A 24,251-nucleotide genomic window follows, 5' to 3' on the forward strand; every position below is an offset into this window, starting at 1 on the left:
TAGCAGATTGCTCCGCCTTTCATCCCTCGCCCATGAGGGTGAAGGAATTATCCGGTATTAGCTACCGTTTCCGGTAGTTATCCCAGTCTAGAGGGTAGGTTGCCTACGTGTTACTCACCCGTCCGCCGCTAAGCTTATCCCGAAGGATAAGCTCCGCTCGACTTGCATGTATTAGGCACGCCGCCAGCGTTCGTCCTGAGCCAGGATCAAACTCTCCAAATTGGTATTTAGAAAGAGCGATTGCTCATTTTGAAACATCTGACGAGAATAAAATATTCTCTATTTTTGGATCTCACTTGTGTGAAATCCCACTCACTCGTTGTTCAGTTTTCAAAGATCAAACTCTCATTTCCGTTCGCCGTTGCTTGTCAGCAGCGACCTTTATAATATATCATAGCACCCTCGATTTAGTCAACCTTTTTTTAATTTCTTTTTTTCGGTTGTCTTCCGCATGCTTTGAAGCTTATTACCTGCGTCAGAGGGACGAGTTATAATTTAACACAACATTAACATAAGCGTCAACTATAAATATTCCCTCTATTGCTCATCTCATGCAAAAAAAATCAACAAAAAAAAGAGAGCAGGTTGCCTCTCCTTAATCCATGTGTGATTTTCTTTTATACTTACAAGGTGTACCGTACTGTGTGACCATCTCCGGCCTCCTCGGCCCAAGAAGCAATCTCCCTAATCTGTGAACGGGATACAAGCTTACGCAACACCAGAGGCAGTTCAGCGCCAAGTTGACTAAGTCCCGAATGCTGCAGAAGTTCTTTTACACTCCAAGGTTCCTTACGACTGCCGAGTATATTCAATAATATGGTGCAGCAATCGGACATCTTGGACATAATGGCAAATTCGCAGGCTAGCAGAATGAGCTCCACTCTCTGATCCAGCGTCTCAGTACTGACAGTCAGCTCCTCATACAGCTTATGAACGGACGAATTAAGGCCTTTTACTTGCTCCCAGACTGCGGGGTCAGGAAAACAACCTGCCTCACTAACTTCAAGACGTGCCCAGTGATACAAAGCAATCAATACACAGTTGTAGGCATCCATTGTAAAGCCTGCTTCCATATACCGCTTGGATTTCACATACATATGCAGAAACCTGGAAAACTCCATGAACAGTATGCGTTCCTTGAGCGGCCCCTGAAACTGTATAATTTCCCGGCGCATTTCGCCTAGAATTCCTTTGGGGTCCCAAATGACTTCACCCGCTATGAGACTGGTAAGCAGTTCATTATTATCTCCAGCCATTACCGCTCTTTCCAGAGCAGAAAGGCCGACATGCACTGACTGTGTGCGCCGCTCTCCGGCTATCGTATGGGTAATAATACGTTCCTTCTCTTGCTCCTCATGCAGCATTAGTACTACCACATCAAAATCATGAAGAAGCGCGCTCTGAACCGGAGCATTGCCGGTCTGATGCAGAGCTACAGCGCCAAGGACGTTCTCGTCAAATGTTTCTCCACTAAACAAGGTCAAATTGGACAGTTCCATGCTTCCCTCCATCAAATTTGGCGAATTTGCGTCTGTCAGTTATAATTCTCTTAAATATTAATATTCTACATGTTCATATCAGTTCCTCCTGGACAACCGAACTATATTTCAGTTAGGAGCAAATACTCATGAAATTTAAATCGGCTAAAATCAATGCTTTTCGCACTTGGGGACTGCTGCTTACCATGCTCGGAATGGGTCTAATGATCCTGGGAACAGCGGGTATTGTATTCTGGGGTTCGGCCGGAAAGGTTGTTGCTGCAATCGGCCTTGTCATTGGTTTGATCTCCATGATGGCCAGTCTGGCGATCTATTTTTGGGCCGGCATGCTTTCAACGAGTGCAGTCCAGGTAGAATGTCCAGAATGCCGCAAGCTGACTAAAATGCTGGGAAAAACGGACCGTTGTATGTTCTGCCATACCATCCTCACGATGGACCCCGCACAAGCAACGATCACTGCAGAGCAACTTGAAGGGCAGCAGTTAAAACATTAGCGAGTCATATTGCTGCATGAATCCGGCCAACCTTGCCTCTTCTTCTTTTAAGTAAGTACAGATACTATTATAAAAAACCAGGGGTTCCCTAAGGGAACCCCTGTGCTATGTCTACAATAGATGCTGTCTATTCGCTAATCTCCTGCAACGTTTTCCACGCTTCCGGAACGGCAAAGCTGCGGTTCCAGGAACCTATGCCACCCAGCCCAAATGATTGAGCCAGTTCAACCCTCGCTTTTAACGACACCTTGTCTTCTATCCATATCTTGCGAAGAATTCCATCCTCCGTATACTCCACATAATTCTGTCCTGATTTCTTATCCAGCACAGGTGTCAGCTTCTTTTCGGCAAGGATTTCCTGAACGGCATTCATGCTGACAGCTTTGGAACTAACCTTGGTTTTTCCATCCACCTTGGTTTCCGACCAGATACGGGTATACAGAGGAATACCCAGAACCAGCTTCTCCGCAGGAACGTCGTCCTCCTCAAGGATGCGGCTTACAGCTTTCTCCACCCATGGAAGCGAAGCAACAGAACCTGCGGTAGGACTGGACGCCCAATGCTCATCATAAGCCATGACAATCAGGAAATCTGTAACTGAACCAAGTGCCTTACGGTCCAGAAAGAGCGACCACATCTCACTGTTTGATTTTGGAGTGACATCCATAGAAACAATGAGATTTTTGGCTTGAGCCATCGGCTTCAGCTCCCGCATGAACTGCGTAACGTTCTCTCCGTCCTTGGTGTAGACATTTTCAAAGTCAATATTTATTCCATCCAGACCGTAAAGATCAGCATATTCCAACATCTGCACGATCGTATTCATCCGCTTCTCATAGCTTGATAACGCCTGGGTGGTGAGATCAGCATTAAAGCTGTTGGTCAGTAGCCCCCAAACCTCCATCCCTTGCTTATGGGCCCACTGGACGTAGGCGCTGTCTGCTTTGCTGCGCACATTCCCTTTGGTGTCGACAATTTCGAACCAGGTAGGACTGACAACATTGACCCCGGGAAGGTCACCGAATTTGGCCGGGTTGGGCTTACGTTCATATACAGCTTCCCAGAAAAGATTCACCGGTTTGCCTTTCCAGCTGCGTTCCGCGCGCGAGGGAGTGACCGGTTTCACACCGACTTTCTTCTCCCCATTCTTGATAATATCATTTGCTTTGACATAGCCCGCGAATCCGCTGCTCATCTGCACATACAGCCATTTTTCATTGTCCGATTTCCAAATTCTCACCTCGGTTCCAGGGGACATGTCGGCAATAATCGGAGCATGGACGGTCGCCTTACTGCGCAGAGCTTTTGTTTTCCCGCCCTCTTCACCCTTGACTTTACCAAGCGGGACCGTTTCTCCAGCAGTCATCAAAAGAACAGCCCCGGTATCCTTGTCCTCTTCCACCTCAAAACCATACAAGTTTTCAAGCGTGTCCGCTGGCAGGTAGGTTACTCCGTTCTTTTCCTCTGGAGCCAGACGAAGCTGAAGCGGTTTGTTGTTCAGACTGGCAGCAGTTGTATTTTCTTGCATATATAAAAGCTCATTGTCTGTAGATAAAATAACGGATTTGGTCTCTTCTTCATAACGGATGGATGAATCTACATACTTCTGCAGCAGCGGAAGCGGCAAAAGCAGCGTATCTCCGGTACCTGAAGCGGAATAGTCGGTCAGCTCTCCTTTGACGAAAACAGGCTGTTCCAGCCCTTTCCAATCGGGATCGGTGTGCAGACGGTTCGGCAAGACATAGAAAACTACCCAATAAGCTGCTGCGGCTATGATGACAAGGGCTAATAAACGGCGAAAAAGACCTCCGCGTTTCTTGACGCGTCTTTGTCTCTGTCTTGTATTCAAAATGTACCTCCAGATCACTAGTAGAATTAGAATGCGGTGAACCAATCTTAAGTATACGCTATCTCAGACTCTTTGGTTGCGTAAATCTGCTGGAAGGATTGGTCTTATCTGATAGGAACGCATGAAAAAAGTCATTGTAAATCAAGTAGAAACGGATACCGTCCTGCTAAGGACAGTATCCGTTTCAGCGAGAAATCGAAGGATGATTTATAGTGTGAAACATATAAATCCTTATATTTTCGAAAAAACGCGAGGATTCCGATACCGGATTCCTCACGTTAAAGAAATTCACACGATGCAGATTTAATGCGCTTTCTCGCCACAGCATTTGCAGACTCCATATAGCTCCATACGCAAACCATGGATTTTGAACCCTGTTGCCTGCTCGGCACGAAGTTCCACTTCATGCAGCGATGAATAGCTGAAATCCTCAATCTTGCCGCATTCCTGGCAGATCACATGATAATGATCAGACACATTAGCATCAAAACGGCTGGAATTATCACCGTAGGTTAGCTCGCGAACCATACCTGCTTCCATAAACATCTTGAGGTTATTGTAAACCGTTGCTACACTCATGCTCGGAAACTGCGGCTCAAGCGCGCGGTAAATATCATCCGCCGTTGGATGATTCATTGCTTCCATCAAATACGAAAGAATCGCATGACGCTGGGGCGTAATACGGACACCGGTTGTCTTCAATTGTTCCAATGCATGTTGTACGCCACTACCCATCAATGCCACCGCCTTTAGTAAAGAACATAATAATAACTTTAAAGTAATTGTAAGACTGGACTTTCAATGTTGTCAACGCAGTCTGTATATTATATTCATTATTATATAATAAAAATTACTTAATTCAATATTTCCTCACATTTAGGTTGCTGTTTCCTTCGACATGCAGTTTAAACTCACCCGTGCCTACTTCTCCGGAGATGTTTTTTTTATCGATGGTCAGCTCTGGTATATTCGAAATGATGTCTCCATAGCCGCTGGAGCCATCCATGGTGTAATTTCCTGACATAGGCAGGTACAGATCAATATCCCCCACAGCGCTATAGATATCCCAGTTGCCCCCGAGGTCGGAAGAGCGCACATCGATTTTGCCATTGAGAGACTCAGCATGCAGCTTCGATCTGGCCCCATTAATCTCCATGTTTCCGTTCTTGCTGGACAGGTCCACCTCATCTCTGCTTCCCATTGCCGATATATTGCCGACAGCAGTCGAAAGCTTGAGCGAACCCATTACATCCCAGGCTGCCATATCCCCGCCGCTTGTTGCCAAATCTACTGTGCCCTGAACCGTTCTGGCACGAACCGCACCATTTAGCGTCTTTCCTTTGACATTGCCAAAAATGCGGTGGAGAATCAATTCCCCATTCCCAGTCTCCAGATTAATGTTCTCTATGGCCTCCACATTCTGCAAAGTAATGCCACCATTCATCGTCCGCACCTCCAGGTTAAACCGGCGGTCTTCAGGCAACGAGATATCAAGGTCCATCCGAGGCTGACGTTTGCCGGAATCTCCATACGCCTTGCCCTTGGGGGTGATCTTGATGTTGGAACCTTCAGTTACTTCTACAAAGGACTGTTCTGAGATAGCCTCTGCGACTGCCCCTTCCAGTTGATCCACCCAAACGGTAGCTCCAATTTCGATATCCTCGACAGGTGCGCGATGAATGAGGATATCCCCGTTGATGCCATCCACTGTGATTTTGGAAGTGCTTAGTTCAACTGGAATCACGAATGGAGCTTTTTGGAACTTGCTTCCCTTGGCTTCGCCGTAATCCACAGCTGCAGCGGTCAAATTAAGACTCACCTTATTCCATAGATGCAAATAATGTTCCTGTTCTGAGACCATAAATACACAGGCTGCGAGCGCTACAGCGGATAGCAGTCCGCGCAAATCCATTCTTGAACGGGATCGCTTCCTCCCCTGTCCATGGCGCCGTGCGGAGAAGTAAATGAGCAGATACTCCATCCCCCAAAATACCGCTATGATCGGCCACCATTTCAATAAGAACAGCATATTATCGGTTCCGTTTCTCCAGTCCAGGAACAACAAAATCCCAACCGATACCAGCAATATAGAAGCGGTGTACCTGCCCACCCGCCTGCTGCGCAATTCATTGCCGTTCTGCCAGGACAGCCCTTTGGTGATCTCCCGGATGGCTAACCCTATCCCACAAAATGTTAGCAGCGCTGCAATTGTTACACCAGCAGAATGCTCAATAAAATATTGCAGCCAGGATGGTTTTTGCCGGAAAAGAAAGAGTAGTGCCCCCCCTAGCAGCAGCATCAGCCCAAACGAAATCCCCGGTTCACTGACGAGACGGTGCCGTTTTCTGTTCGTTTCCGGGAGAGGGGACAATTCAGGGTCCAGCTCTCCGGGCAACCGCAAAAGACGGTCTGCCGACTGCAGCACATCAAACACATTGTAGAAATACAGTACCGGAATCATCAAAGCCAGCAGAATCAGCAGTGGAACATTAATCTGCATGCCGATCGATGAGAAGTAGAGCAGTGCAGCAATATCCAGCAGAATAATGAAAATAAAAGAAATGCCTTTACGAAGCAGCCCGAAGTAGATATGTCCAGTGCCCGGGATTAGCGCTGCCAAAAGTCCGGCAATGAATTTGCGTTTGCGGCGGGGACGGCGCTTCAGGCGCGGAGGAATCAAAGGCGATGTCTGTTCCTGTACGTCGTCTCCTGCCTGCGCGGCAGAACCATACTCCCCTTCCTCCTTGATGGGAAGCATAGTAGAATCATTGTGCTCGGGACTCATTTTGGGACTCCTCCTGTCATCGGGACTGTGGTTCTTGTTCATCAAAGCCGGCCGTTCCGGTGAAATTCGATTAATTCTACGCCAGGAGCCACTTCTTCTACTCCGGCTGGAATAAAACCATGTTTGGTATACAGTGTAACAGCAGGAACATTAAGCTTGCCTGTAGATACGATAAATTGCTCCATGTCCTGGTATAAATCAAAAATGTATTCCAAAAGCTTACCCGCAACCCCCTGACGAAAAAAATCGGGATTCACCATCATTCGGGTCACTGTCAGCTTGCCCGGCGATTCTTCAAGAACGGCAACAGCCCCCATTAAATCCCCATGATCATCGAAACTGCCATAGAACAGTTCTTCTGAGCGGCTCAGCATGTCTCTGGTCTCCATGAGCGGCGGGATTTCATGGAACCCTATAATCTCTGCTTCCAGCCTGTAAGCCTTGTGCTGAAGGCTCCACAGCTCACTGAGTGTACCCCCGTCCTGCAGATCCAGCTTTATTATTTTGTTCATCCGCACATTCCCCTTATATGCCGCGAAAGGCCTGCCGTTGCCGACAAGCCCTAGCGCTTATGCTTCAAATGTATATTACCCTGAAAGCGGGTAAATTCAGCTGTTCAATACTTCTGCGAGCAGCGTGTTTACGAGTCCCGGATTCGCTTTTCCTTTGCTTTCTTTCATAACCTGTCCCACAAGGAAACCAATCGCCTTTTGTTTGCCCGCCTTATAATCCTCAACGGATTGGGGATTGGCAGCTACAACCGCTTCAACGATCTGCTTGATCGCTCCCTCATCGCTGATTTGAACGAGACCCTTCTCTTCAACGATTGCCGCCGGAAGCTTGCCGCTCTCTAGCATTTCTTTGAAGACGGTCTTAGCAATTTTGCTGCTGATGGTTCCACCTGAGATCAGACCGATCATTTCACCCAGTCCTTGCGGTGTAATTTTCACTTGGGACAATTCCAAACCGCCACCGTTCAAGTAGGCCAGTAAATCACCCATCATCCAGTTGGCAACCGCTTTGGCATCCTTAGTAAAGGCAAGACTGCCTTCGAAGAAATCAGCCAGCGGCTTGGAGGAAGTCAGGACACCCGCATCGTAGGCTGTAAGGCCATATTGATCGGTGTAACGGCTCTGCCGTGCATCCGGCAGTTCCGGAATGGTGGCCCGGATCGACTCTTTCCAGGCATCATCAATATGCAGCACAATCAGGTCAGGGTCCGGGAAGTAGCGGTAATCATGAGCCTCTTCCTTGCCACGCATGGACAAAGTCTTGCCCTGAGCTTCGTCCCAGCGGCGGGTCTCCTGAATCACAATACCACCGTCGTCCAGAATCTCTCCCTGACGGAATTGTTCATACTCCAGACCCCGGAGAACACCGCGGAAGGAGTTCATATTCTTAAGCTCTGCGCGGATGCCAAATTCCGCCTGGCCTTCCGGCCGCAGGCTGATGTTAGCATCACAGCGCATCGAGCCCTCTTCCATCTTCACATCGGATACGTCGCAATACTGCATAATCGCGCGTATTTTCTCGAGATAGGCGCGAGCCTCCTCCGGTGAGCGCAAATCCGGCTCGGAGACAATCTCGATCAGAGGTGTTCCCACACGGTTGAAGTCAACCAATGAAGCAAAACCGCCATCAACGTGGGTCAGCTTACCTGCGTCCTCTTCCAGGTGCAGACGGGTGATGCCAATCCGCTTGGTCTCTCCGTTCACCTCGATATCGATCCAGCCGTTCAGGCCTATAGGCTGGTCATACTGCGAAATTTGGTAAGCCTTGGGTGAATCGGGATAGAAGTAGTTTTTGCGGTCAAATTTGCTGACGTCACCAATCGTACAGTTCAGTGCCATCGCTGCTTTCATGGCATACTCCACCGCCTGACGGTTCAGTACCGGCAGAACGCCGGGATGTCCCAGACAGACAGGGCAGGTATGTGTATTTGGCGGAGCTCCGAATTCTGTGGAGCAGCCGCAGAAGATTTTAGACTTGGTATGAAGCTCCACGTGAACTTCCAGTCCGATGACTGTTTCGTATTTAGCCATATCTATTCTCATTCCCTTAAATGTTTTGTGAGCCTATACTCCAGTGAGTATCTTCATGCAATACCTGCTTCTGAAGTCCTGGCTTCAAAGACTGCACTTACAGCTGCGGACACTCTCTGTGGTAATCTGTATTTTGTTCAAAAGCATGCGCGACGCGCAGAACTGTACTCTCATCAAATTCTTTGCCGATAATTTGCAGGCCTACAGGCAATCCTTCAGCAAAACCGCAGGGGATGCTGACCGCAGGAATACCGGCAAGACTTACGGGAATCGTCAAAATATCATTTAGATACATCGTCAACGGATCTTCCGTCTGCGAGCCCAGCTTGAAGGCGGTGGTTGGCGCAGTTGGTCCAATGACTACATCATACTTTTTAAAGACTTCGTCAAAGTCCTGTTTAATCAATGTACGCACCTTCTGCGCCTTCAAATAATAAGCGTCATAATAGCCTGAGCTGAGTGCATAGGTACCCAGCATAATCCGGCGCTTAACCTCTGCTCCAAAGCCTTGGCTGCGGGAGTTGTGGTACAGATCAAGCAGACCTCCCCCATCATCCACGCGCGCACCGTAACGCACGCCGTCAAAGCGGGCCAGATTGGAGGAAGCTTCAGAAGAAGCAAGAAGATAATAGGCCGCCACCGCATATTCGGTATGCGGCAGAGAGACCTCTTCCCACACTGCGCCAAGGTCTTCCAGCACTTTCAGTGCGGACAGTACTTTGTCGCGGATAGAAGCATCTACACCTTCACCGATATATTCCTTCGGCACAGCGATCCGCAGTCCCGAGATATCGCCTGTGAGGGAGCTGAGATAGTCAGGAATATCAACTTTGGCCGAGGTGGAGTCCTTAGCGTCATAGCCGGCAATAGCCTGAAGCACATAAGCAGAGTCTTCCACATTTCGTGTGATCGGGCCAATCTGGTCCAGTGATGACGCAAATGCTACCAGACCATATCGTGACACTAGACCGTAAGTAGGCTTAAGGCCGACTACTCCGCAATACGAAGCGGGTTGGCGTATGGAGCCGCCGGTATCGGAGCCCAGAGCAAACAATACTTCTCCGGCAGCCACCGCTGCTGCAGATCCGCCACTGGAGCCGCCGGGTACACGCTCCAAATCCCAGGGGTTACGAACCGGGCCGAAAGAAGAGTTTTCATTGGAGCCGCCCATGGCGAACTCATCCATATTCAGCTTCCCGATCGTAACAGCATCAGCCTGACGCAGCTTGGAAACAACAGTGGCGTCATAAATCGGCTGGAAATTGGAGAGGAATTGACTGGCACATGTTGTGCGTAGCCCTTTGGTAACAATATTATCCTTAATTCCAGCTGGAAGGCCAAACAGCAGTCCGCGGGCTGCTCCAGAAGCCAGCTTGTCATCAAGCGTCCGCGCCGAAGCGCGGGCCCCCTCTTCATTTAAAGTCAAAAATGCATGCACCTTCCCATCACGCTCAGCGATGGCAGCCAGTGATTGTTCGGTCAGTTCACTAACTGAAATCTCTTTGCTGTGCAGCATGTTATGTAATTCAGGTAATCGATATTGAAACAGGCTCAACATTCTTCCTCCTTTCTCTATAGTTATTCCAGAACTGCGGGAACTTTGAAATGTCCGTCTTCAGCTTCCGGCGCATTAAGCAGCGCTTCCTCTTGAGACAGGCTCTCCTTCACCACATCGTCACGCATCACATTGCTAACTTGCAATACATGGGTTGTCGGCTTTACATTTTCTGTGTCAAGCTCATTCAGTTTCTCAGCATATTGTAAAATCGCATTCATCTGTTCAGTAAAGGTTGCCTCTTCTTCCGGGCTTAATTGCAGACGGGCCAGCTTGGCCACATGCTGCACATCTTTAATGGTAATGCTCATTAGAAATATCCCTCCTGTTTAAAGGGCTAAAGCGCCCGGATAACGTGTTAATTATATTGTAGAAGCCTCTACAATTCAATGTGCTTGTGCGCTTCCTCCTAATTCACCGCTTATGCAGCATGTTAAACTGGAGCGATCAGAAATAGCTTCGGCTTGCCAAAACAGTGAAAAGGATGATCTCCGATGCAAATAACTCTATGCTCCATTTCCTCCAGGCTGGAACAATATGACACTGAATTGCTAGTATCCCGTCAGGATTGTACCGTTATATATGGGGTGGAACTGAACACGGAACGCCTGACTTTACTGGATCCCGGAGTTCTTTATATCACCAGCTCCGAAGAGAGTCTTGGGCTGCTCTTAGACAGCGACTGCATCAATATTCTGTATGCCGCACCCTGTGCAGCCGCAGCCAATGACGCGCTGAACCGCTGTTCCGACCTGCCTGTTGCCAAGAACCTCATCCTGCTGCGGAATGCCGCCTGCGGTGCAGCCGTATATCACGAGCTTAGAGATCTGCTGTATGCCTGGCGGAGGTATAATACTAATTGTGAAAAATTACACAATATGTTATTGCAGGGCTGCGACTTGCAGAAGCTTCTCGATGAAGCCTATGGGATGCTGGAGAACCCCTTTGCCTTATGCGATATGTCCTTCACTCTTATTGCAACACCTCGCCAATTGAAGCAGGATGCACCCGTTGCGGAATTTCTTGCAACCTATGACGGCAAAGGCGGGTTCAGTTCCTGCTACGACGTGTACCGAAACAAACGACGGTTCGAAATGGTCAACCTAAACGACTACCCGCAGTTGATCATTGAACATGAGATCGATAACTACGCCTATATGATTTCCAACATTCGGATCAACGGCCAGCTGGCAGCTTTTATCTCCGTGTTCGAATACGAGCGCCCGTTCCATGAATTTGATTATGAGCTTGTCGCCGTTCTCTGCAAAATGGTCAGCCTGGAAATGCAAAAGGACAGCTTCCTGAGCAATGCCAGCGGGAAATATGACGAGTATCTGCTGTATCATCTTCTGGAGAAGGATTCTCTGCCGAACCCTATTCCGGAATTGAGCCGCCTGTCCTCGGCTACCTCTAAGGCTAGTGGCTGCTATATGCTTGTCATCTCCATCCGGGACTACGAACGGGAGAATACCATGCTGCAATTCCTCAGCAAAAAGCTGGAGGAAATTCTGCCCGGAGCCATAACACTCATCTATAAAGGCTGCATTATCGCCGCAGCAACGCGATGCAGCAGCAGACGTTTGCTGCCGGAAGATCTGCAGGATCTGCAGACACTCCTATTGGCCCACAGTCTGCAATGCGGCATCAGCCAACGCTTCAACTGTCTTTCGGAAGTCCGCCCACACTATCAGCAGGCGCGGAAGGCACTGAAGCTCGGCTCTACACTTCACAAAGGAGAAGTCCTCTATTTCTATGAGAAATATGTGCTCTTCGACCTGCTAGAGCTCTCAACCTCCGTAGAGAAGCTGCGAACACACTGCCATCCGGCGCTGGCTGTCCTGCTGGAATATGACAGCCAGTACAATACATGCTTCACCTCAACGCTGTACTGCTATTTGCAGAATGTCTGCAATCAATCCAAGACTGCACAAGCTCTTCATATCCAGCGCAGCACGCTGGTATACCGGATCAAAAAAATCCAGGAAATTGCCGACATTCAATTGGGAGACGCTGAGCTTGGGCTGCATCTGGGCATGTCTTTTAAAATGTTGGAGTTAGCAGGAGACTGGAAGAACGGGGACGGATATGCCAAAAAACCGGGACAAGGTGCGTCCCGATTCTGGCAGGGGCATGTATAGCCCCTTATTGTAATTGAGTTATTGAATACTTGCGGCGTAACCGGAAGCATTCTCGCCAGCCATCCGTCCCGAAATGTAGGCAAAGCCCAAGGTTCCACCTTCAAACATCACATAGCTGCTGGAGTACATGCCTCCCGCATCGCTTCCGGCTACCCACAGACCCGGAATCACCTTCTCATTGTCATCAACCGCCTGGATATTCTGGTTGACCTTGACTCCGCCAAGAGTCGTTAGTGTACGTGTCATGATATTAACTGCGTAGTAAGGCCCTTTATCCAGCTTGCTTAAATACTTGGGATCTTTGTAAAAATCGCTGTCTTTGCCAACTTTGGCCATTTGCGCGTATCGTTTGGCCGTAGACTCGAAGACAGTCTTGCTCATGCCCGCCTTCTCTCCAAGCTCACCAAAGGTCTCACCTTTGACCACAGCCCCGGCTGCAATTCCTTCCTCCAAAAAAGGAGTCAGGTCATAAGGTGTCTCCTGGAACTTGTTCAGCGCTACCGTATTGACCGGCTCATTAAATTCCTTGAAGGCCTGTGGATTATTCTTCCAGGTGCCGTAAATGTCAGCAATAGACACAAAGCCCTTCTGCTTGATCTGATCAACAGTCCCCTGGTCAAAAACGATCCAGGCCGCTCCACCCGGCTGTTCATACAGCGCGTTCCCTGCCGCAGCATACTCAAAGATCACCTCTTCGTTTGTAAAACGCTCACCGTTGTTATTTACCCAGAGAAACGGATAACTTCCCACTGTCCATATATCGGAAGCATGCTTCATGGCCTGTCCCTTCTCTGTACCGTTCAGGAAAAAGAACTGCCCGACATCTGTACCCAGTTCAGCCGCCCCGGCTTTCCAAGCCATGTTGATTCCATCCCCGGTAGCTGAGGCAATGGAGCCAAGTGGCGCTTTGTCACCAAGATACTGCTTCATCATCTTGGCATTGGCGGCATAACCGCCGGTAGCCAGCACAACGGACTTAGCGGAAATCACCAGCTTGGTGCCATCCGTTTGTGTAGCATTCACACCGATTACAGCACCTTTATCGTCAATAATCAGCGATTCGCCTTTTGTATCGAATAGAATCTTCCCGCCCTTTTTCTCAATCGACTTATGCAGGGCACCGATCGCTGCCGAACCGCCGTCCACGTAGCCGACGAATGCCTTAGGGTCACCCTTATGCACCGGCTGTCCACCTACACCGGGATCAATCAGCGTAAATTTAGCACCGTTCTCCATGAGCCAGTCTACCGTGCTGCCTGATTTGCTGATCACTTCACGGACCAGACGGCTGTTGGCCTTATAATTGCTCGTCTCCATATATTGGTCATACAGCCACTGCGAACAATCCGGCAGATTTTCCGCTTGCTGCAGCTTACTGCCCGTAGTGAACATTCCCCCAGCCATTGTGCCTGCACCAGCCGGTACCGAAGTCTTCTCCAACAGCAGCACACTACTACCTGCTTCTGCTGCGGCTAACGCCGCGGCAGTTCCCGAAGCTCCAGCACCAACCACCACAACGTCGAAGGCCATGTTCTGCACCTCGCCACCCTTCTTCTCCTGCTTCACCAGCAGCACTGCCGGATCGGCACCCGCCTGCTTGACACAGTCCTGCACTGCCTCAATAATGGCTTTGCTCGCTTGCGACGCACCCGAAACAGCATCGACAGCCAAAGATTGGTTATCAACAATCCGCTGGGGAATTTTCTCATTTGCGGCATCACCAACCCCTGCCGTTTCCGAGCTCTCCGTAACCTTCACCGAGACAATAGCAGTTTCACTGAATACTGTCTCTACCGTTATCAATCCGTTATGGCCCTTAGCTGATCCGGTATAGGTTCCCGGCTTGTATGTAACTACTGCTGCGTTTCCTGTGGCCACCTGATCAGCCTTTCCTTCTGTCTTTGCGGCCGCTGCTGTACCGTCCTCCTGCTGTGCAGAAGCCGCAGGAATCACCTGTTCTCCAGCCTTTTCACCTTTACAACCGGCGATACTAACAATCATCAACATACATAACAGCACACAAAGTGCGCTCCTAAAAGCTTTCATTTGTTTATCTCCCCCTGGCAGTCTGTCGGTCCCCGCCCGCTGCTGAAAGCAGGCTTCACCCGTAGTGGTGTCCGTTCGCTGTAAGCGTAGCATAGCTGCTACAGACGGGATAAGGAGCAAACTGTTCTAAAAAAGGGAGAGAATTTGATACATATTGCTGAATATATGAACTGTTATTGTGTAACAAGTAGAAACGGCCTCGCCGGTCTCTGTAAGAAGAGCGTATACTTCCGAAGAAGCGATGCTCTATATATCAAAAAATTAAACACGAAATACAAAAAAACCGGCTTTCGCCGGTTTTCCTTAAATCCAAGCGCGAAGATTCACCTGTTTGATGAAATCCGCCTGGGACAGGCTTTCCTTAGTGGTTGTCTCTGTCTCTACTGCTTCCACCTCTTCGCCATTCATCAAATGATGAAACAGCTTCTCGTTGTGCGTGGACAAAGCATAATCTATCAATGCTTCATGCGTTGCACTTTCAGCCTGAGCTGCCAGCAACTGCTCTTCCGCTTCGACATCCTCAGCTGTAACATAGAAATTTCTGTTGGCCTGCGGAACACGGATGACGTAATCAAACGCATTGTCAGGATTACGGTCATAAGCAATCAGGTAGCCATAGTCTCCGATAGGAAGACTCTGCTCGAAAGCGTCCGCGACAATGACAATCTTCTCACCTAAACGCAGCATCGCCCTACCTCCTGACCTGGAATCTTTCATAACTCTTACTTGTTCCAACAGTCTACTAAAAAAAGATAGAGCTGTCCAGCACCAGCAAGCGGGTTCAGCTGTTTTTTTGCAGATAACATTCTAGAAACCGATTAAATTCGTCAAATTTCGCATGCTATTATCAATCCGGTAGTTTATTCCTGCGAATCAGGAGGGATGCGGCGGCAAGGCATACTACGATCAGAACACCTGCAGAACACGCAGGCCCCCAGGTACCGCCTCTTCCTTCTGTAATGATTGCAGCAGACTGGGCAGTTAGCGCTGCGGGTGTCCAACCTAGCTGCGACGGCAGCAGGCTATGGGCCAGCGACATCGCCGCTGCAACCCCCAAGCCCAGAAACGCAGCCGCTGGTCCGCGCAGCCACGCGCTGAACATCAGCGTCAGCGAAACAGCGCACAGCAGCCACAGCCCGTATAACCCGGCTCCTGCACATAACCTGCCCCAGGAAAGAGGACCCATCAACTGCTCTGTATAATAGGCCGCTCCTGCTACGCCCAGTCCAAGAGCAACAATAAGAGTAGTCAGTTGGGCAGCCCACTTGGCCGAGACGATAGCTGCGGGGGCCACCGGCTTGACCATCAGCATCTCTATAGTCCCTCCGCTCCGTTCACCTGCCAGACTGTTCATTACGCCCAGCACCAGTATCAGCATACCGATGGTACCATATTGTCCAAGTGTCTGTGCCATTACCATAGCCGCTCCCGGCATCTCGTAGCCCTCCAGCATTCCAGGCGGCACATTCCCGGATGCTTTGAGGATCTCAGGCATGTAATAGGTTGTGAGCGGCTGCATAATACCAAGAATCATAAATACTACCGGGACCCAAATCAGTTTATAGCTGCGCAGGGCCTCCAACATTTCTTTATGGTATAGCGTCCATACCTTCCTCATGCCCCCACCACCTTCATGAACAAGTCCTCAAGGGTGGAAGAGCCTGCTTCGAATTGAAGCAATGAAATGTCCAGGCTTGCGGCTTCCTGAAGAATAGTCCGGCGTGCCAGTTCCATATCACTGACATTCAGGGTAGCAGACCCGGAGAAGATCACGGACTGCTCAACAAAGGATCTGTGTGCAAGATCTTGCAGCCACCCCAGTGCCTTCTCATCCATTCCCGTACTCAAGCGAATCACAGGCAGGCTGTATTGTGAGCGCAGCCGGGATAGCGTTCCCTGCTCTGCTATTAAACCATGATTCATCAGGATAATATCGTCACATATTTCTTCGGCGTCATGCAGGACGTGGGTAGAAAAAATAATGGTGGTCTCCTCCCGGATCCCCCGCAGCAGCTCCATAACTTCCCGGCGTCCAATAGGATCAAGGGCAGAAACCGGTTCATCCAAAAGCAGCAGCCGGGGACGGTGAACCAACGCCTGGGCAAGACCAAGCCGCTGCTTCATCCCACCGGAATATCCCGCGATCTTGCGGCGGGATACGTCCTTCAAACCTACGTGTTCCAGCGCATCCGCCGCAAGTCTCCCGGCTTCGCTAGAAGAGATACCGCAAAGTTTCGCAGCAAATACAACATACTCCTGCCCGCTCATCCAGCTGTAAAATGCCGGAGATTGCGGCAAATAACCCAGCAGACTGCGGTAATCCACACCGCTGCCGCCATCAAAAGAAATCAACCCTGAGCTTGGCTGCAACAGACCGGCCAGCATACGCAGGGTGGTGGTCTTTCCTGCACCGTTGGGGCCTAGTAAAGCTACACATTTCCCTGCTTCAATATCAAAAGAGATTCCGTCCACTGAGGTATGCTCTCCATAGACTTTGCGTAAATTTGCAACTTGTAGCAGCGGCATCAGCTTTCTTTCCTTCCTATCGTAAAATAGGCCACGCTGCCCAGGAGATTGCCAAAAATCAATATTATAACCCACAGCCACTTAGGTCCCCGTGTCCGTTCTGCCTTAGCCAAAGAAATTAAGCCGATTATGGCCAACACTGCCTGCAGTACAAGCAGCGGCCAAATTAAACCCCATTTGATTTCATCCATGAGTACACCCACCCCTTAAATTCTTCTCCGGAACCACAGTCCGGCTGATCAAGGCTTCCTATTTGCTTTTCTCCAGTCAAAATAGACCACAAACAACAGATAGCAAATGAGCGGTGTAGGAATTCCGGTTAACCCCCATAAGCCCCAGAACCAGGCCACTTTGCCTCGGCCACGCTTCTGTGCATTCCTAAAGAGCAAGGTACCCTGGAGCAGCAGTGCCACAGCCAGACAACCCCACAACCAATAAGGCACTTCCTGCAGTTCATTCACTCTTCTGTGTCCTCCCGCCGAATCCTGAACCGCATAACCGCCAAGCCCCCAAGCGCGGCAACCGGAAATGCCGCCTGAAGGATCCAGTACGTTACTGGTGCAAACCCCAAGCTAAACAGGACAACACTCACCAAGAACAGCCCCACTAGCAAAAATCTCTGAAACTCTCTGCGGCTCTGGCGTTGCCTGCGGAGAGCTTCATCAGCGATTAGCTGCTCCAGTCCGGGCAAGGATGGTGGCGATATATCATCGTACTGTGCGTCAAGCCGAGCAAGGTCTGACGATAGCATCCGAAGTAATTCTTCATTATTCTCCTTCTTCATCCTCACTAAGCTCCTTCCGCAGTTGATTTAGCCCTGATGCTACCCGAGATTTGGCAGTGCCGGAAGGGATCTGCAAAATCTCAGCAATCTCTTCATACCCATAACCGTAATAATGCTTGAGCAGTACTGCCATGCGCTGAGCGGAGGTCAGGTGTGAGAGTGCATCAAGGACCTCACTCCACTCCATATTCCGGCTCTCAAAACGCCAGCGGATGGACCTTACTCCCTCTTCCTGCCGTTTCCATTGCATCTCCAGCTTCCAGCGGCGCTTCCTGTCGATATACAGACGGGTAGCAATGGTAATCAGCCATGAGGAAAAAGAAGAAGCTCCGTTATAGGCAGCAATCTTCTCCATGCATCGGACCATGGTATCCTGGGCAAGCTCTTCCGCAAGTGAGGGGTCCATGGTTGCCTTGATCAGATATTTGTAGAGAAAGGCATAATGATCCCGCAGTAGCACAGCCAGCGCGGAAGCATCGCCTTGCTGCGCTCTGATGATCCTATCGTGCGTCCCGTCGCTCATCTGCTCCTCCATCTGTAACGTTCATTCCTATGTAATACGAATATGTAAAGTGAATCGTTCATTCGCCATCTGAATTATTTTGCAACTCCCACAATCTACGCCGCCAGGGCTGAACCGCACCCTTACCGTGCGGGAAGCTCCAGAAGAGACATTCCCGCTTCTCCTGCTCTTCCGTAATAGATACTGGTACCGGATATTCTTCCCCGGTGTGTACTTTCTGTTCAATTTTTTTCATGATCCCGTCCCCTAGCACCCTTTCCCCTTAAAAATAGACAAAAAAAGAACGCAAACCGGGATTATTCCACAGTCTGCGTGCTTCGCGAGGTTAAATGTTACATTTAATTAACATTATTGTAGCAACTTTGTAGTCTCTTGTCCATCAGTATTTTCCCGCTTATTGTCGATTGAGCGCGAGGCAGAACACTACATGGGGACATAAGGATTACGGAGCCGCTCAAAACCGATCGTTGTCCGTGGCCCATGGCCGGGAAATACTCTGACTTCCTCATCCAGCCGGTATAATTTCCCCCGGATGGAATCAATAAGATCACGTTCCCGGCCTCCAGGCAAATCGGTACGTCCTACTCCCAGCTTAAAGAGTACGTCTCCGGAAAAAAGATCATTTCCGCAGAGGAAGCTGACGCTGCCCGGAGAATGACCAGGCGTATGCATGACACGGAAGGTAAGCCCCAGAAGCGTAAGTACCTGCCCCTCTGCCAGATCATACTCGGCAGGTTCTGTGCTAATGGGTGGTGTGACATCCGGCCACATGAGGGAGCCGTTTAGCTTGGGACTGCCCAGCCACTCACTCTCCATAGGATGCAGGTACACGGGACATTTCTTGGCTTTGCGGATCTCATCAAGCCCGGCGATATGATCAAAGTGGGCATGGGTGAGCAGAACAGCCTCAATCTCCATTCCTTCAGCAGCCCGCAGAAGGGCTGCCGGATTTGCACCGGGGTCAATAATAATGCCACGTCCGGGGTCCGCTCCGGTAAGCAAATAAGCATTCGTCTGAAGTGATCCCAAATTATATGAACGAATATTAAGCATCGCTTCTTAGAATCCGGAGATCAGGCTGCGCAGTTCCTTGGCGATTACTGCGTGCGATTCCGTTCCTTCCCCGTAGGCTTGGCCCATCGCCTTGCGAACTTCGGCAATTTTGCTCTCGTAGTCAGGAGCCTCGCGGTCAGGATTCTCTTGTTTGAACGCTCTCATCAGCGACTGCACATGCTCTGGACGGGGTCCCCAATGACCCAGCACGTAACCGCCTGTATCGGCAAATATCACGATTGGCACGGATCTGCCGCCCATGGTTAGATAATCATCCATAACGTCCTGATTTTCTTCCACAATCAGCACTTCGGTTCGGATGCCTGCTGTTTCCAGAATACGGAACACGACCGGCACATTGCGTACAACATCTCCACACCAATCCGCAGCGAGTATCAGTACCCGAAGGTCATCCCTGTGGTTCAAACTTTCAAAGTACTCCCGGTCGTCTGCATCTTCCCAGGCGAATTTTTCATACCATGATTCGAATACCTGCTGGTTCTTCGTCATGCCTTCCACGAACTGGCGCGGAGTAAGGCCTTGACCGAATTTAGGGGCTACATTCTGCTTCATACTGCACTACCTTTCTTCTTGGATTTGTACCATTTGAACAGGAAGTATATAACAATGACAGCAAGGGCCGCAAGAATAAGCTCGTTCGTATATTTGGCAGCTACTTCATCAATTGTTTCCCATCTGTCGCCAAGTGTATAACCCAAATAGACAAACAGCGCACTCCATGGAATTACGGCAAGCGTGGTCAACAAGGTGAACTTGGCCAGCGGCATGCGCGAGATCCCGGCTGGAACGGATATGGCATGGCGCACAACCGGAATGAACCTGGCCGTGAAGATAACACCGGTGCCATACTTATTGAACCATTCCTCGGAATGATCAATATGCTTTTTCTTAATAAAAATGTACTTCCCGTATTTCTCCAGAACGGGTCTGCCGCCATAACGGCCAATCCAGTATACAAATATCTGGGCCACCACTCCGCCTACCGTACCGAAGAGCACCGCGCCGAAATAATTAATCTCTCCTTGCGAGACCAGATAACCGCCATAGGCCAGTACAATTTCACTTGGGATAACCTCAATCATAAGTCCGATCATAATCCCGAAATACCCAAGACTCTGAATCCATTCAAATAACTGCGAGATCAGATCAGAAATAACATGCAAATGCAGCTCCTCCTCCCGTTTTTTTCGCGGAATTCGCTTTACGTTTTATAGATTTTTAGCGATTCCACTCTATGTACCCAGCTTCTCCTAGCCTATTCTAGCATATGCGGGCTTACGACTTCTACTTAAGGGAAACTGAAAACCTTTCTGGCAAGTGAAAACGGCTTCGCCGTCCTTTTTAGGGACGGAATCCGTTTCAGCGAGAAATAGAAGGATGATTTATAGCGTGAAACATATAAATCCTTATATTTCAAGAAGAAATCAATGTTGCAGCTCCGATATGAAAATGCCCATTGACATTTCAATCCTAAAAGAAATATTATACATTTAGATAATTATTTAAATATCGAAAGGACAGGTGAATGATGAACGAATCCTTCAAAGCGCTGGCTGACCCGACCCGGAGACAGATTCTACGGCTGCTTAGGGAAAAGGATCGTACTGCCGGGGAGATCGCCGATTATTTTAACATGTCAAAGCCCAGTATCTCACATCATCTTAATGCCCTGAAACATGCGGGACTGGTACAGGACGAACGTCAGGGGCAATTCATTCTGTATTCGCTCGATACAACTGTGCTGGAAGAGGTGCTCGGCTGGTTCCTTGAGTTTACGGGTACGGGAAAAGAGAGTGAAACGCCAAGCAGTACAGAACCCAAACCAAAGCAGAGTAAAGAGAAAAACAAGGAGGTTGATTGATGATGAAGGATTTCAAATGGAAATGGCAGGACACAATGATTGTGATTCTGGGTGTTCTCTCACTGGGTTATGCACTGGTCAATTACAGCAGGCTGCCCGACCAGCTCCCTGCCCATTTCAGCATCAGCGGGGAGGTTAACTCGTACTGGAGCAAAGGTTCCATTATCGCTTTGATGGGCTTTATGGGCGTGGTTTTTCCGCTCGCGATGCAGTTCTTCCGCAATATCGATCCAAAGAGAGAGAACTACAGTAAATTTCAAAATGCCTACAAAATGATCCGTCTGGTGATCGCAGCTGTATTCGATGCCATGCTTGTCCTGAACGTCTCTTATGGTCTGGATCAAAGCATTCCTGCCGGAAAAATTGCTATGGTCGTTCTGGGCTTGCTGTTTGTTGTGGTCGGCTACTTTATGCCCCAGATCCGGGACAACTATTTCACAGGTGTCCGCACAGCCTGGACGCTGGCCAGCCCGGAGGTATGGCGGAAGACACACCGTTTCTCAGGCAGGATGTGGATGATCGGCGGCCTGTTGATCGTGCTGGGAGCATTTTTACCCAAGAGCTTGTCTATCAGTATGATTATTGCAGCACTGGTGATTGTCACTTTACTGCCTATTGGGTATTCGTGGCTGATCTCTCCCCGCAGTAGAGCTTAAGAACAGGAGATACAACTTCTTAGAATAAAGCAACCCACGCTGTGCTGCCGTCCCTGATAAGGAAGCAATTGGGTAACAGCATGATTTCACAAGATTAAGACTTTGGTTCAGGCAACGCGTCTGCCCGCTTACAAACGGATTGCCATCTCCAAATGCCAGGCTTCAGAACGTACTCCCTTCAGCCGAAGGCCTAAGCCTTCGGCTTCTTGCACATTGCCAAAACGGCGGTCATTGTGTTGAATTCCCTTCCCACTCTCCCGTTCCCCCAACAGACGGTACTGCCGCAGCAGCTCCAAACCGGCTTCCGCACTCTGGCGCGCGCTTGTCCAGTCCCCCTCCCGGAGTCTGCGTACACTCATGTCCAGCATTCCTTCTGCCGCTTCTATGCGTTTGGCCGCATTAAAAACATCAAGTTGCTGGCCTCTTCGCACCCAGTACATTGCCGTTCCCGGATGTTCCCCTTCCAAAGCCCGTTTTGCCAGCTCCCACTTCAAAGCAGCATTCTCTGGGGAGTACTTCAGACTCTTCAAAATCAGGTCACGACCCTGGTTCCCTGGAAGCATGCGGGATAAAGCGGCAGCTGTCATGGGATCACGAGGATTCCACTGCAGGGATTGCCGCAGTAGAACAATTCTCTCTCTATTCTGCGAGGTGCCAGCCGCCTGCTTATATAGTGTTTCCCCTTTCATCGCTTGGAAGGAAAGGATGAAAAGTGCCAGCGCCACACTGAAAAGCAGTGCGGCCGCCGCAGCAGGCCTTCCCGGTCCGCCAGGAACGGGTGGCGGTTCAGCGGATGCGGGGAGCTGTGGCGGTTCGCCTGCGACAACGCTGTGAAGCTTCTCGGCCCGGGCAAGCGCTGGCAGCAGGAACAGCAGCAGCCACATGAGGCCGTAGCTCCAGTCAAAATCGACGGCGCTGTGCAGGGCAAGCGCCAGCAGGGACGGCAGCAGCCTGGGCGCTGCTGCTGCCACCAGCCATCCTGCTGCGATCAGCAGCAGCAGGAGAATGGCAAGGCCGACGCCTCCCAGGTTCAGCAGGAGGTCGAGGTAACCATTGTGCACCTGGCTGCCCACATAGGGGCGGGACTGGGCGGCGAGATACGAGCTCCGCCAAGTCCCGCCCCCGCGTCCCAGCCAGGGCGCCTCTGCCGCGAGCTTCCAGGCATCGCGGTAGAGCAGCCCGCGAGCGGCGACCGTCGATGACGGTCCGGTTATCCGCTCGCGTACCTGCAAGAGGACGGCGCTGCCCGCCGCCGTCCACATCACCGCCGCCAGAGCCACCCTGGCGGCGCTGCCCCCGCCTGCCGCGACTCGCCGGCGGCAGCACAGCCACGCGCCGCCAAGCAGCGCGGCGCCCCACAGCCCGGCCAGCAGCAGCAGGCCGGGTCCAGGCTCTACCGCCAGCCCGGCACGGGCCAGCTGGCGGTAGAACAGCGCCGCAGCAGCCATAGGCGCGGCGCCGGCAAGCAGAAGCGGCGCGCAGAGCTGCCGCTTCCAGAGCAGGACCGCGGCGCCGGCGAAGGCCGCGGACAACCACGCGCCGCGCGACTCGCTGAGGAGCAGCGCGGCGGCATAAGGGAACAGCGGCAGCATGCCATACACTCCAGTAGCTACGGACTGTTTGATCGCTGATGGCCTGGGCTTAGCCGATTCCATCAGAGAAGCAGCAGCAAACAGGCGCTCCAGCAGGAAAACAGCCATCACTGCTCCAAACGTATTCGGATACTCGAGCAGACCTGCCAGTCTGGCGCCTGTGGCGCTGACTTCAGGCGCTGAAGTATATGCTACCGCATAGGGGAGCTTGAACCCGGCACATACTGCAAGCAATGCGCTTAAACTGATGGCCATTCCCATCGCATGCCACATCGCCCCCAGAAGCCGGGCACCCTGCCGGTATCCCGCACAGAAATAGGCCAGTACGGCAAAAGAAGCATACAATCCCCAGCGGAGCAGCTCATCCAGTGTCCCCTGCGCAGATATAGGCCCCCGCAGCCCTGTCCATGCATAAAGAACAAGGATGGCCAGCGGACAGCCCAGCAGGGTCAAAGCGGCCTTTTTCACCACTGGGCCCCCGGATTCTTGACCTCTTCCGTCAGTCCTCTTGTGCAATTCAAATACAGCCAGCACCGGGGCGACAAGAAGCCCGCACAGTGCAAACCACACCGTGAGAAACGGATATATCTCCCAGGTAAAAAACAGCCCCCTCAACAGACAGGCTGCCACCCCCGCAGTAAATACCGTACCTGCACAAACATACACTATATTCAGCTCCGGGCTGTTCAGCCGCTTATTCCACCGCATTCGAATTTCTCCTGTATGAATCAAGTTACCTTTAGTATTTCCAGATTTAGTCTGAAACAAAAGATAACGTAGCTGAATATCCGGATCATCTATAGCGGAGCCATGTTAATCCATAAATT

25 protein-coding genes and 1 rRNA gene are annotated in these 24,251 nt (G+C 50.4%); 4 read left to right on the forward strand and 22 right to left on the reverse strand.

Annotation, left to right across the window (positions count from 1 at the left end):
• Positions 1 to 222: ribosomal RNA gene (locus A3848_RS10655) — 16S ribosomal RNA — on the reverse strand; the annotation flags it as partial.
• A gap of 401 nt (positions 223 to 623) precedes the next feature.
• On the reverse strand, positions 624 to 1,499 hold the full coding sequence (locus A3848_RS10660) for a nucleotidyltransferase-like protein (RefSeq protein WP_074084949.1): 876 nt from the start codon (positions 1,497 to 1,499) through the stop codon (positions 624 to 626).
• A gap of 128 nt (positions 1,500 to 1,627) precedes the next feature.
• On the opposite strand from A3848_RS10660, the gene A3848_RS10665 reads away from it, so the two are divergent.
• Positions 1,628 to 1,993: a DUF2614 family zinc ribbon-containing protein gene (locus A3848_RS10665; protein ID WP_074084950.1), complete on the forward strand. Its 366-nt coding sequence runs from the start codon at positions 1,628 to 1,630 to the stop codon at positions 1,991 to 1,993.
• Between the two features lie 127 nt (positions 1,994 to 2,120).
• On the opposite strand, the gene A3848_RS10670 is transcribed toward A3848_RS10665, so the two are convergent.
• The 7 genes from A3848_RS10670 to gatC form a co-directional block, all read right to left on the reverse strand.
• Positions 2,121 to 3,842: a glycosyl hydrolase family 18 protein gene (locus A3848_RS10670; protein ID WP_074084951.1), complete on the reverse strand. Its 1,722-nt coding sequence runs from the start codon at positions 3,840 to 3,842 to the stop codon at positions 2,121 to 2,123.
• A 303-nt stretch (positions 3,843 to 4,145) separates the two neighbouring features.
• A complete protein-coding gene (gene perR / locus A3848_RS10675; protein WP_074084952.1) occupies positions 4,146 to 4,577 on the reverse strand; it encodes a peroxide-responsive transcriptional repressor PerR in 432 nt (143 codons plus the stop codon).
• Between the two features lie 124 nt (positions 4,578 to 4,701).
• Entirely contained in the window at positions 4,702 to 6,627 is a 1,926-nt protein-coding gene (locus A3848_RS10680) for a DUF4097 family beta strand repeat-containing protein (protein ID WP_256702289.1), read from the reverse strand.
• Positions 6,628 to 6,668: 41 nt separating this feature from the next.
• The gene (locus A3848_RS10685) at positions 6,669 to 7,139 is read right to left on the reverse strand and encodes a GNAT family N-acetyltransferase (protein ID WP_074084953.1); all 471 of its coding nucleotides are present in this window, start codon (positions 7,137 to 7,139) and stop codon (positions 6,669 to 6,671) included.
• Between the two features lie 96 nt (positions 7,140 to 7,235).
• The gene (gene gatB / locus A3848_RS10690) at positions 7,236 to 8,669 is read right to left on the reverse strand and encodes an Asp-tRNA(Asn)/Glu-tRNA(Gln) amidotransferase subunit GatB (RefSeq protein ID WP_178381968.1); all 1,434 of its coding nucleotides are present in this window, start codon (positions 8,667 to 8,669) and stop codon (positions 7,236 to 7,238) included.
• Positions 8,670 to 8,766: 97 nt separating this feature from the next.
• A complete protein-coding gene (gene gatA, locus A3848_RS10695; protein ID WP_074084955.1) occupies positions 8,767 to 10,224 on the reverse strand; it encodes an Asp-tRNA(Asn)/Glu-tRNA(Gln) amidotransferase subunit GatA in 1,458 nt (485 codons plus the stop codon).
• A gap of 23 nt (positions 10,225 to 10,247) precedes the next feature.
• On the reverse strand, positions 10,248 to 10,535 hold the full coding sequence (gene gatC / locus A3848_RS10700; protein WP_074084956.1) for an Asp-tRNA(Asn)/Glu-tRNA(Gln) amidotransferase subunit GatC: 288 nt from the start codon (positions 10,533 to 10,535) through the stop codon (positions 10,248 to 10,250).
• Positions 10,536 to 10,718: 183 nt separating this feature from the next.
• Here gatC and A3848_RS10705 point away from each other — a divergent pair, with 183 nt between their 5' ends.
• Positions 10,719 to 12,362 carry a PucR family transcriptional regulator gene (locus A3848_RS10705; RefSeq protein WP_074084957.1) on the forward strand — a complete coding sequence of 548 codons (1,644 nt, stop codon included), beginning with the start codon at positions 10,719 to 10,721 and terminating at the stop codon, positions 12,360 to 12,362.
• An 18-nt stretch (positions 12,363 to 12,380) separates the two neighbouring features.
• On the opposite strand, the gene A3848_RS10710 is transcribed toward A3848_RS10705, so the two are convergent.
• The 12 genes from A3848_RS10710 to uptA form a co-directional block, all read right to left on the reverse strand.
• Entirely contained in the window at positions 12,381 to 14,408 is a 2,028-nt protein-coding gene (locus A3848_RS10710; protein ID WP_074084958.1) for an FAD-dependent oxidoreductase, read from the reverse strand.
• 303 nt (positions 14,409 to 14,711) lie between these two features.
• A complete protein-coding gene (locus tag A3848_RS10715; protein WP_074084959.1) occupies positions 14,712 to 15,095 on the reverse strand; it encodes an ATPase in 384 nt (127 codons plus the stop codon).
• Positions 15,096 to 15,255: 160 nt separating this feature from the next.
• Entirely contained in the window at positions 15,256 to 16,026 is a 771-nt protein-coding gene (locus tag A3848_RS10720; RefSeq protein WP_074084960.1) for an ABC transporter permease, read from the reverse strand.
• Entirely contained in the window at positions 16,023 to 16,934 is a 912-nt protein-coding gene (locus A3848_RS10725) for an ABC transporter ATP-binding protein (protein ID WP_074084961.1), read from the reverse strand. Before A3848_RS10725 ends, A3848_RS10720 begins: the two co-directional genes overlap by 4 nt.
• Complete coding sequence (locus A3848_RS10730) at positions 16,934 to 17,125, reverse strand: PLD nuclease N-terminal domain-containing protein (protein ID WP_074084962.1); 192 nt, start codon at positions 17,123 to 17,125, stop codon at positions 16,934 to 16,936. Before A3848_RS10730 ends, A3848_RS10725 begins: the two co-directional genes overlap by 1 nt.
• A gap of 48 nt (positions 17,126 to 17,173) precedes the next feature.
• Positions 17,174 to 17,395, reverse strand: coding sequence for a hypothetical protein (locus A3848_RS10735; protein WP_074084963.1), 222 nt, complete (start codon positions 17,393 to 17,395; stop codon positions 17,174 to 17,176).
• The gene (locus A3848_RS10740; protein ID WP_074084964.1) at positions 17,392 to 17,718 is read right to left on the reverse strand and encodes a YxlC family protein; all 327 of its coding nucleotides are present in this window, start codon (positions 17,716 to 17,718) and stop codon (positions 17,392 to 17,394) included. The genes A3848_RS10735 and A3848_RS10740 overlap by 4 nt, the downstream gene beginning before the upstream one ends.
• A complete protein-coding gene (gene sigY / locus A3848_RS10745) occupies positions 17,702 to 18,241 on the reverse strand; it encodes an RNA polymerase sigma factor SigY (RefSeq protein ID WP_083612070.1) in 540 nt (179 codons plus the stop codon). The genes A3848_RS10740 and sigY overlap by 17 nt, the downstream gene beginning before the upstream one ends.
• A gap of 58 nt (positions 18,242 to 18,299) precedes the next feature.
• Positions 18,300 to 18,476 (reverse strand): hypothetical protein, encoded by a 177-nt coding sequence (locus A3848_RS32265; protein WP_167374681.1) that lies wholly within the window; start codon positions 18,474 to 18,476, stop codon positions 18,300 to 18,302.
• A 188-nt stretch (positions 18,477 to 18,664) separates the two neighbouring features.
• A complete protein-coding gene (locus A3848_RS10750) occupies positions 18,665 to 19,294 on the reverse strand; it encodes an MBL fold metallo-hydrolase (protein WP_074084966.1) in 630 nt (209 codons plus the stop codon).
• 6 nt (positions 19,295 to 19,300) lie between these two features.
• A complete protein-coding gene (locus A3848_RS10755; protein WP_074084967.1) occupies positions 19,301 to 19,867 on the reverse strand; it encodes a thioredoxin family protein in 567 nt (188 codons plus the stop codon).
• Entirely contained in the window at positions 19,864 to 20,478 is a 615-nt protein-coding gene (uptA, locus tag A3848_RS10760; protein WP_074084968.1) for an undecaprenyl phosphate transporter UptA, read from the reverse strand. Before uptA ends, A3848_RS10755 begins: the two co-directional genes overlap by 4 nt.
• Before the next feature lie 365 nt (positions 20,479 to 20,843).
• Here uptA and A3848_RS10765 point away from each other — a divergent pair, with 365 nt between their 5' ends.
• Together A3848_RS10765 and A3848_RS10770 are read left to right on the forward strand one after the other, a co-directional pair.
• Positions 20,844 to 21,176, forward strand: a complete 333-nt coding sequence (locus tag A3848_RS10765) for an autorepressor SdpR family transcription factor (protein ID WP_074085078.1) — start codon at positions 20,844 to 20,846, stop codon at positions 21,174 to 21,176.
• 2 nt (positions 21,177 to 21,178) lie between these two features.
• Positions 21,179 to 21,832: an SdpI family protein gene (locus A3848_RS10770; protein WP_178381969.1), complete on the forward strand. Its 654-nt coding sequence runs from the start codon at positions 21,179 to 21,181 to the stop codon at positions 21,830 to 21,832.
• Positions 21,833 to 21,960: 128 nt separating this feature from the next.
• Here the strand turns inward: A3848_RS10770 and A3848_RS10775 are convergent, their stop codons facing one another.
• Complete coding sequence (locus tag A3848_RS10775) at positions 21,961 to 24,132, reverse strand: O-antigen ligase family protein (RefSeq protein WP_074084970.1); 2,172 nt, start codon at positions 24,130 to 24,132, stop codon at positions 21,961 to 21,963.
• Positions 24,133 to 24,251: the final 119 nt, after the last annotated feature.

This window comes from Paenibacillus sp. P32E (genome assembly GCF_001909085.1).
Classification (GTDB): domain Bacteria; phylum Bacillota; class Bacilli; order Paenibacillales; family Paenibacillaceae; genus Paenibacillus_AQ; species Paenibacillus_AQ helianthi.

Bases quoted from the DNA above. Each gene is read 5' to 3' on its own strand.
- A3848_RS10660 (WP_074084949.1), bottom strand. From the start codon at position 1,499: ATGGAACTGTCCAATTTGACCTTGTTTAGTGGAGAAACATTTGACGAG.
- A3848_RS10665 (WP_074084950.1), top strand. From the start codon at position 1,628: ATGAAATTTAAATCGGCTAAAATCAATGCTTTTCGCACTTGGGGACTG.
- perR (WP_074084952.1), bottom strand. From the start codon at position 4,577: ATGGGTAGTGGCGTACAACATGCATTGGAACAATTGAAGACAACCGGT.
- A3848_RS10680 (WP_256702289.1), bottom strand. From the start codon at position 6,627: ATGAGTCCCGAGCACAATGATTCTACTATGCTTCCCATCAAGGAGGAA.
- A3848_RS10685 (WP_074084953.1), bottom strand. From the start codon at position 7,139: ATGAACAAAATAATAAAGCTGGATCTGCAGGACGGGGGTACACTCAGT.
- gatB (WP_178381968.1), bottom strand. From the start codon at position 8,669: ATGGCTAAATACGAAACAGTCATCGGACTGGAAGTTCACGTGGAGCTT.
- gatC (WP_074084956.1), bottom strand. From the start codon at position 10,535: ATGAGCATTACCATTAAAGATGTGCAGCATGTGGCCAAGCTGGCCCGT.
- A3848_RS10705 (WP_074084957.1), top strand. From the start codon at position 10,719: ATGCAAATAACTCTATGCTCCATTTCCTCCAGGCTGGAACAATATGAC.
- A3848_RS10710 (WP_074084958.1), bottom strand. From the start codon at position 14,408: ATGAAAGCTTTTAGGAGCGCACTTTGTGTGCTGTTATGTATGTTGATG.
- A3848_RS10715 (WP_074084959.1), bottom strand. From the start codon at position 15,095: ATGCTGCGTTTAGGTGAGAAGATTGTCATTGTCGCGGACGCTTTCGAG.
- A3848_RS10720 (WP_074084960.1), bottom strand. From the start codon at position 16,026: ATGAGGAAGGTATGGACGCTATACCATAAAGAAATGTTGGAGGCCCTG.
- A3848_RS10725 (WP_074084961.1), bottom strand. From the start codon at position 16,934: ATGCCGCTGCTACAAGTTGCAAATTTACGCAAAGTCTATGGAGAGCAT.
- A3848_RS10730 (WP_074084962.1), bottom strand. From the start codon at position 17,125: ATGGATGAAATCAAATGGGGTTTAATTTGGCCGCTGCTTGTACTGCAG.
- A3848_RS10740 (WP_074084964.1), bottom strand. From the start codon at position 17,718: ATGAAGAAGGAGAATAATGAAGAATTACTTCGGATGCTATCGTCAGAC.
- sigY (WP_083612070.1), bottom strand. From the start codon at position 18,241: ATGAGCGACGGGACGCACGATAGGATCATCAGAGCGCAGCAAGGCGAT.
- A3848_RS32265 (WP_167374681.1), bottom strand. From the start codon at position 18,476: ATGAAAAAAATTGAACAGAAAGTACACACCGGGGAAGAATATCCGGTA.
- A3848_RS10750 (WP_074084966.1), bottom strand. From the start codon at position 19,294: ATGCTTAATATTCGTTCATATAATTTGGGATCACTTCAGACGAATGCT.
- A3848_RS10755 (WP_074084967.1), bottom strand. From the start codon at position 19,867: ATGAAGCAGAATGTAGCCCCTAAATTCGGTCAAGGCCTTACTCCGCGC.
- A3848_RS10765 (WP_074085078.1), top strand. From the start codon at position 20,844: ATGAACGAATCCTTCAAAGCGCTGGCTGACCCGACCCGGAGACAGATT.
- A3848_RS10770 (WP_178381969.1), top strand. From the start codon at position 21,179: ATGAAGGATTTCAAATGGAAATGGCAGGACACAATGATTGTGATTCTG.
- A3848_RS10775 (WP_074084970.1), bottom strand. From the start codon at position 24,132: ATGCGGTGGAATAAGCGGCTGAACAGCCCGGAGCTGAATATAGTGTAT.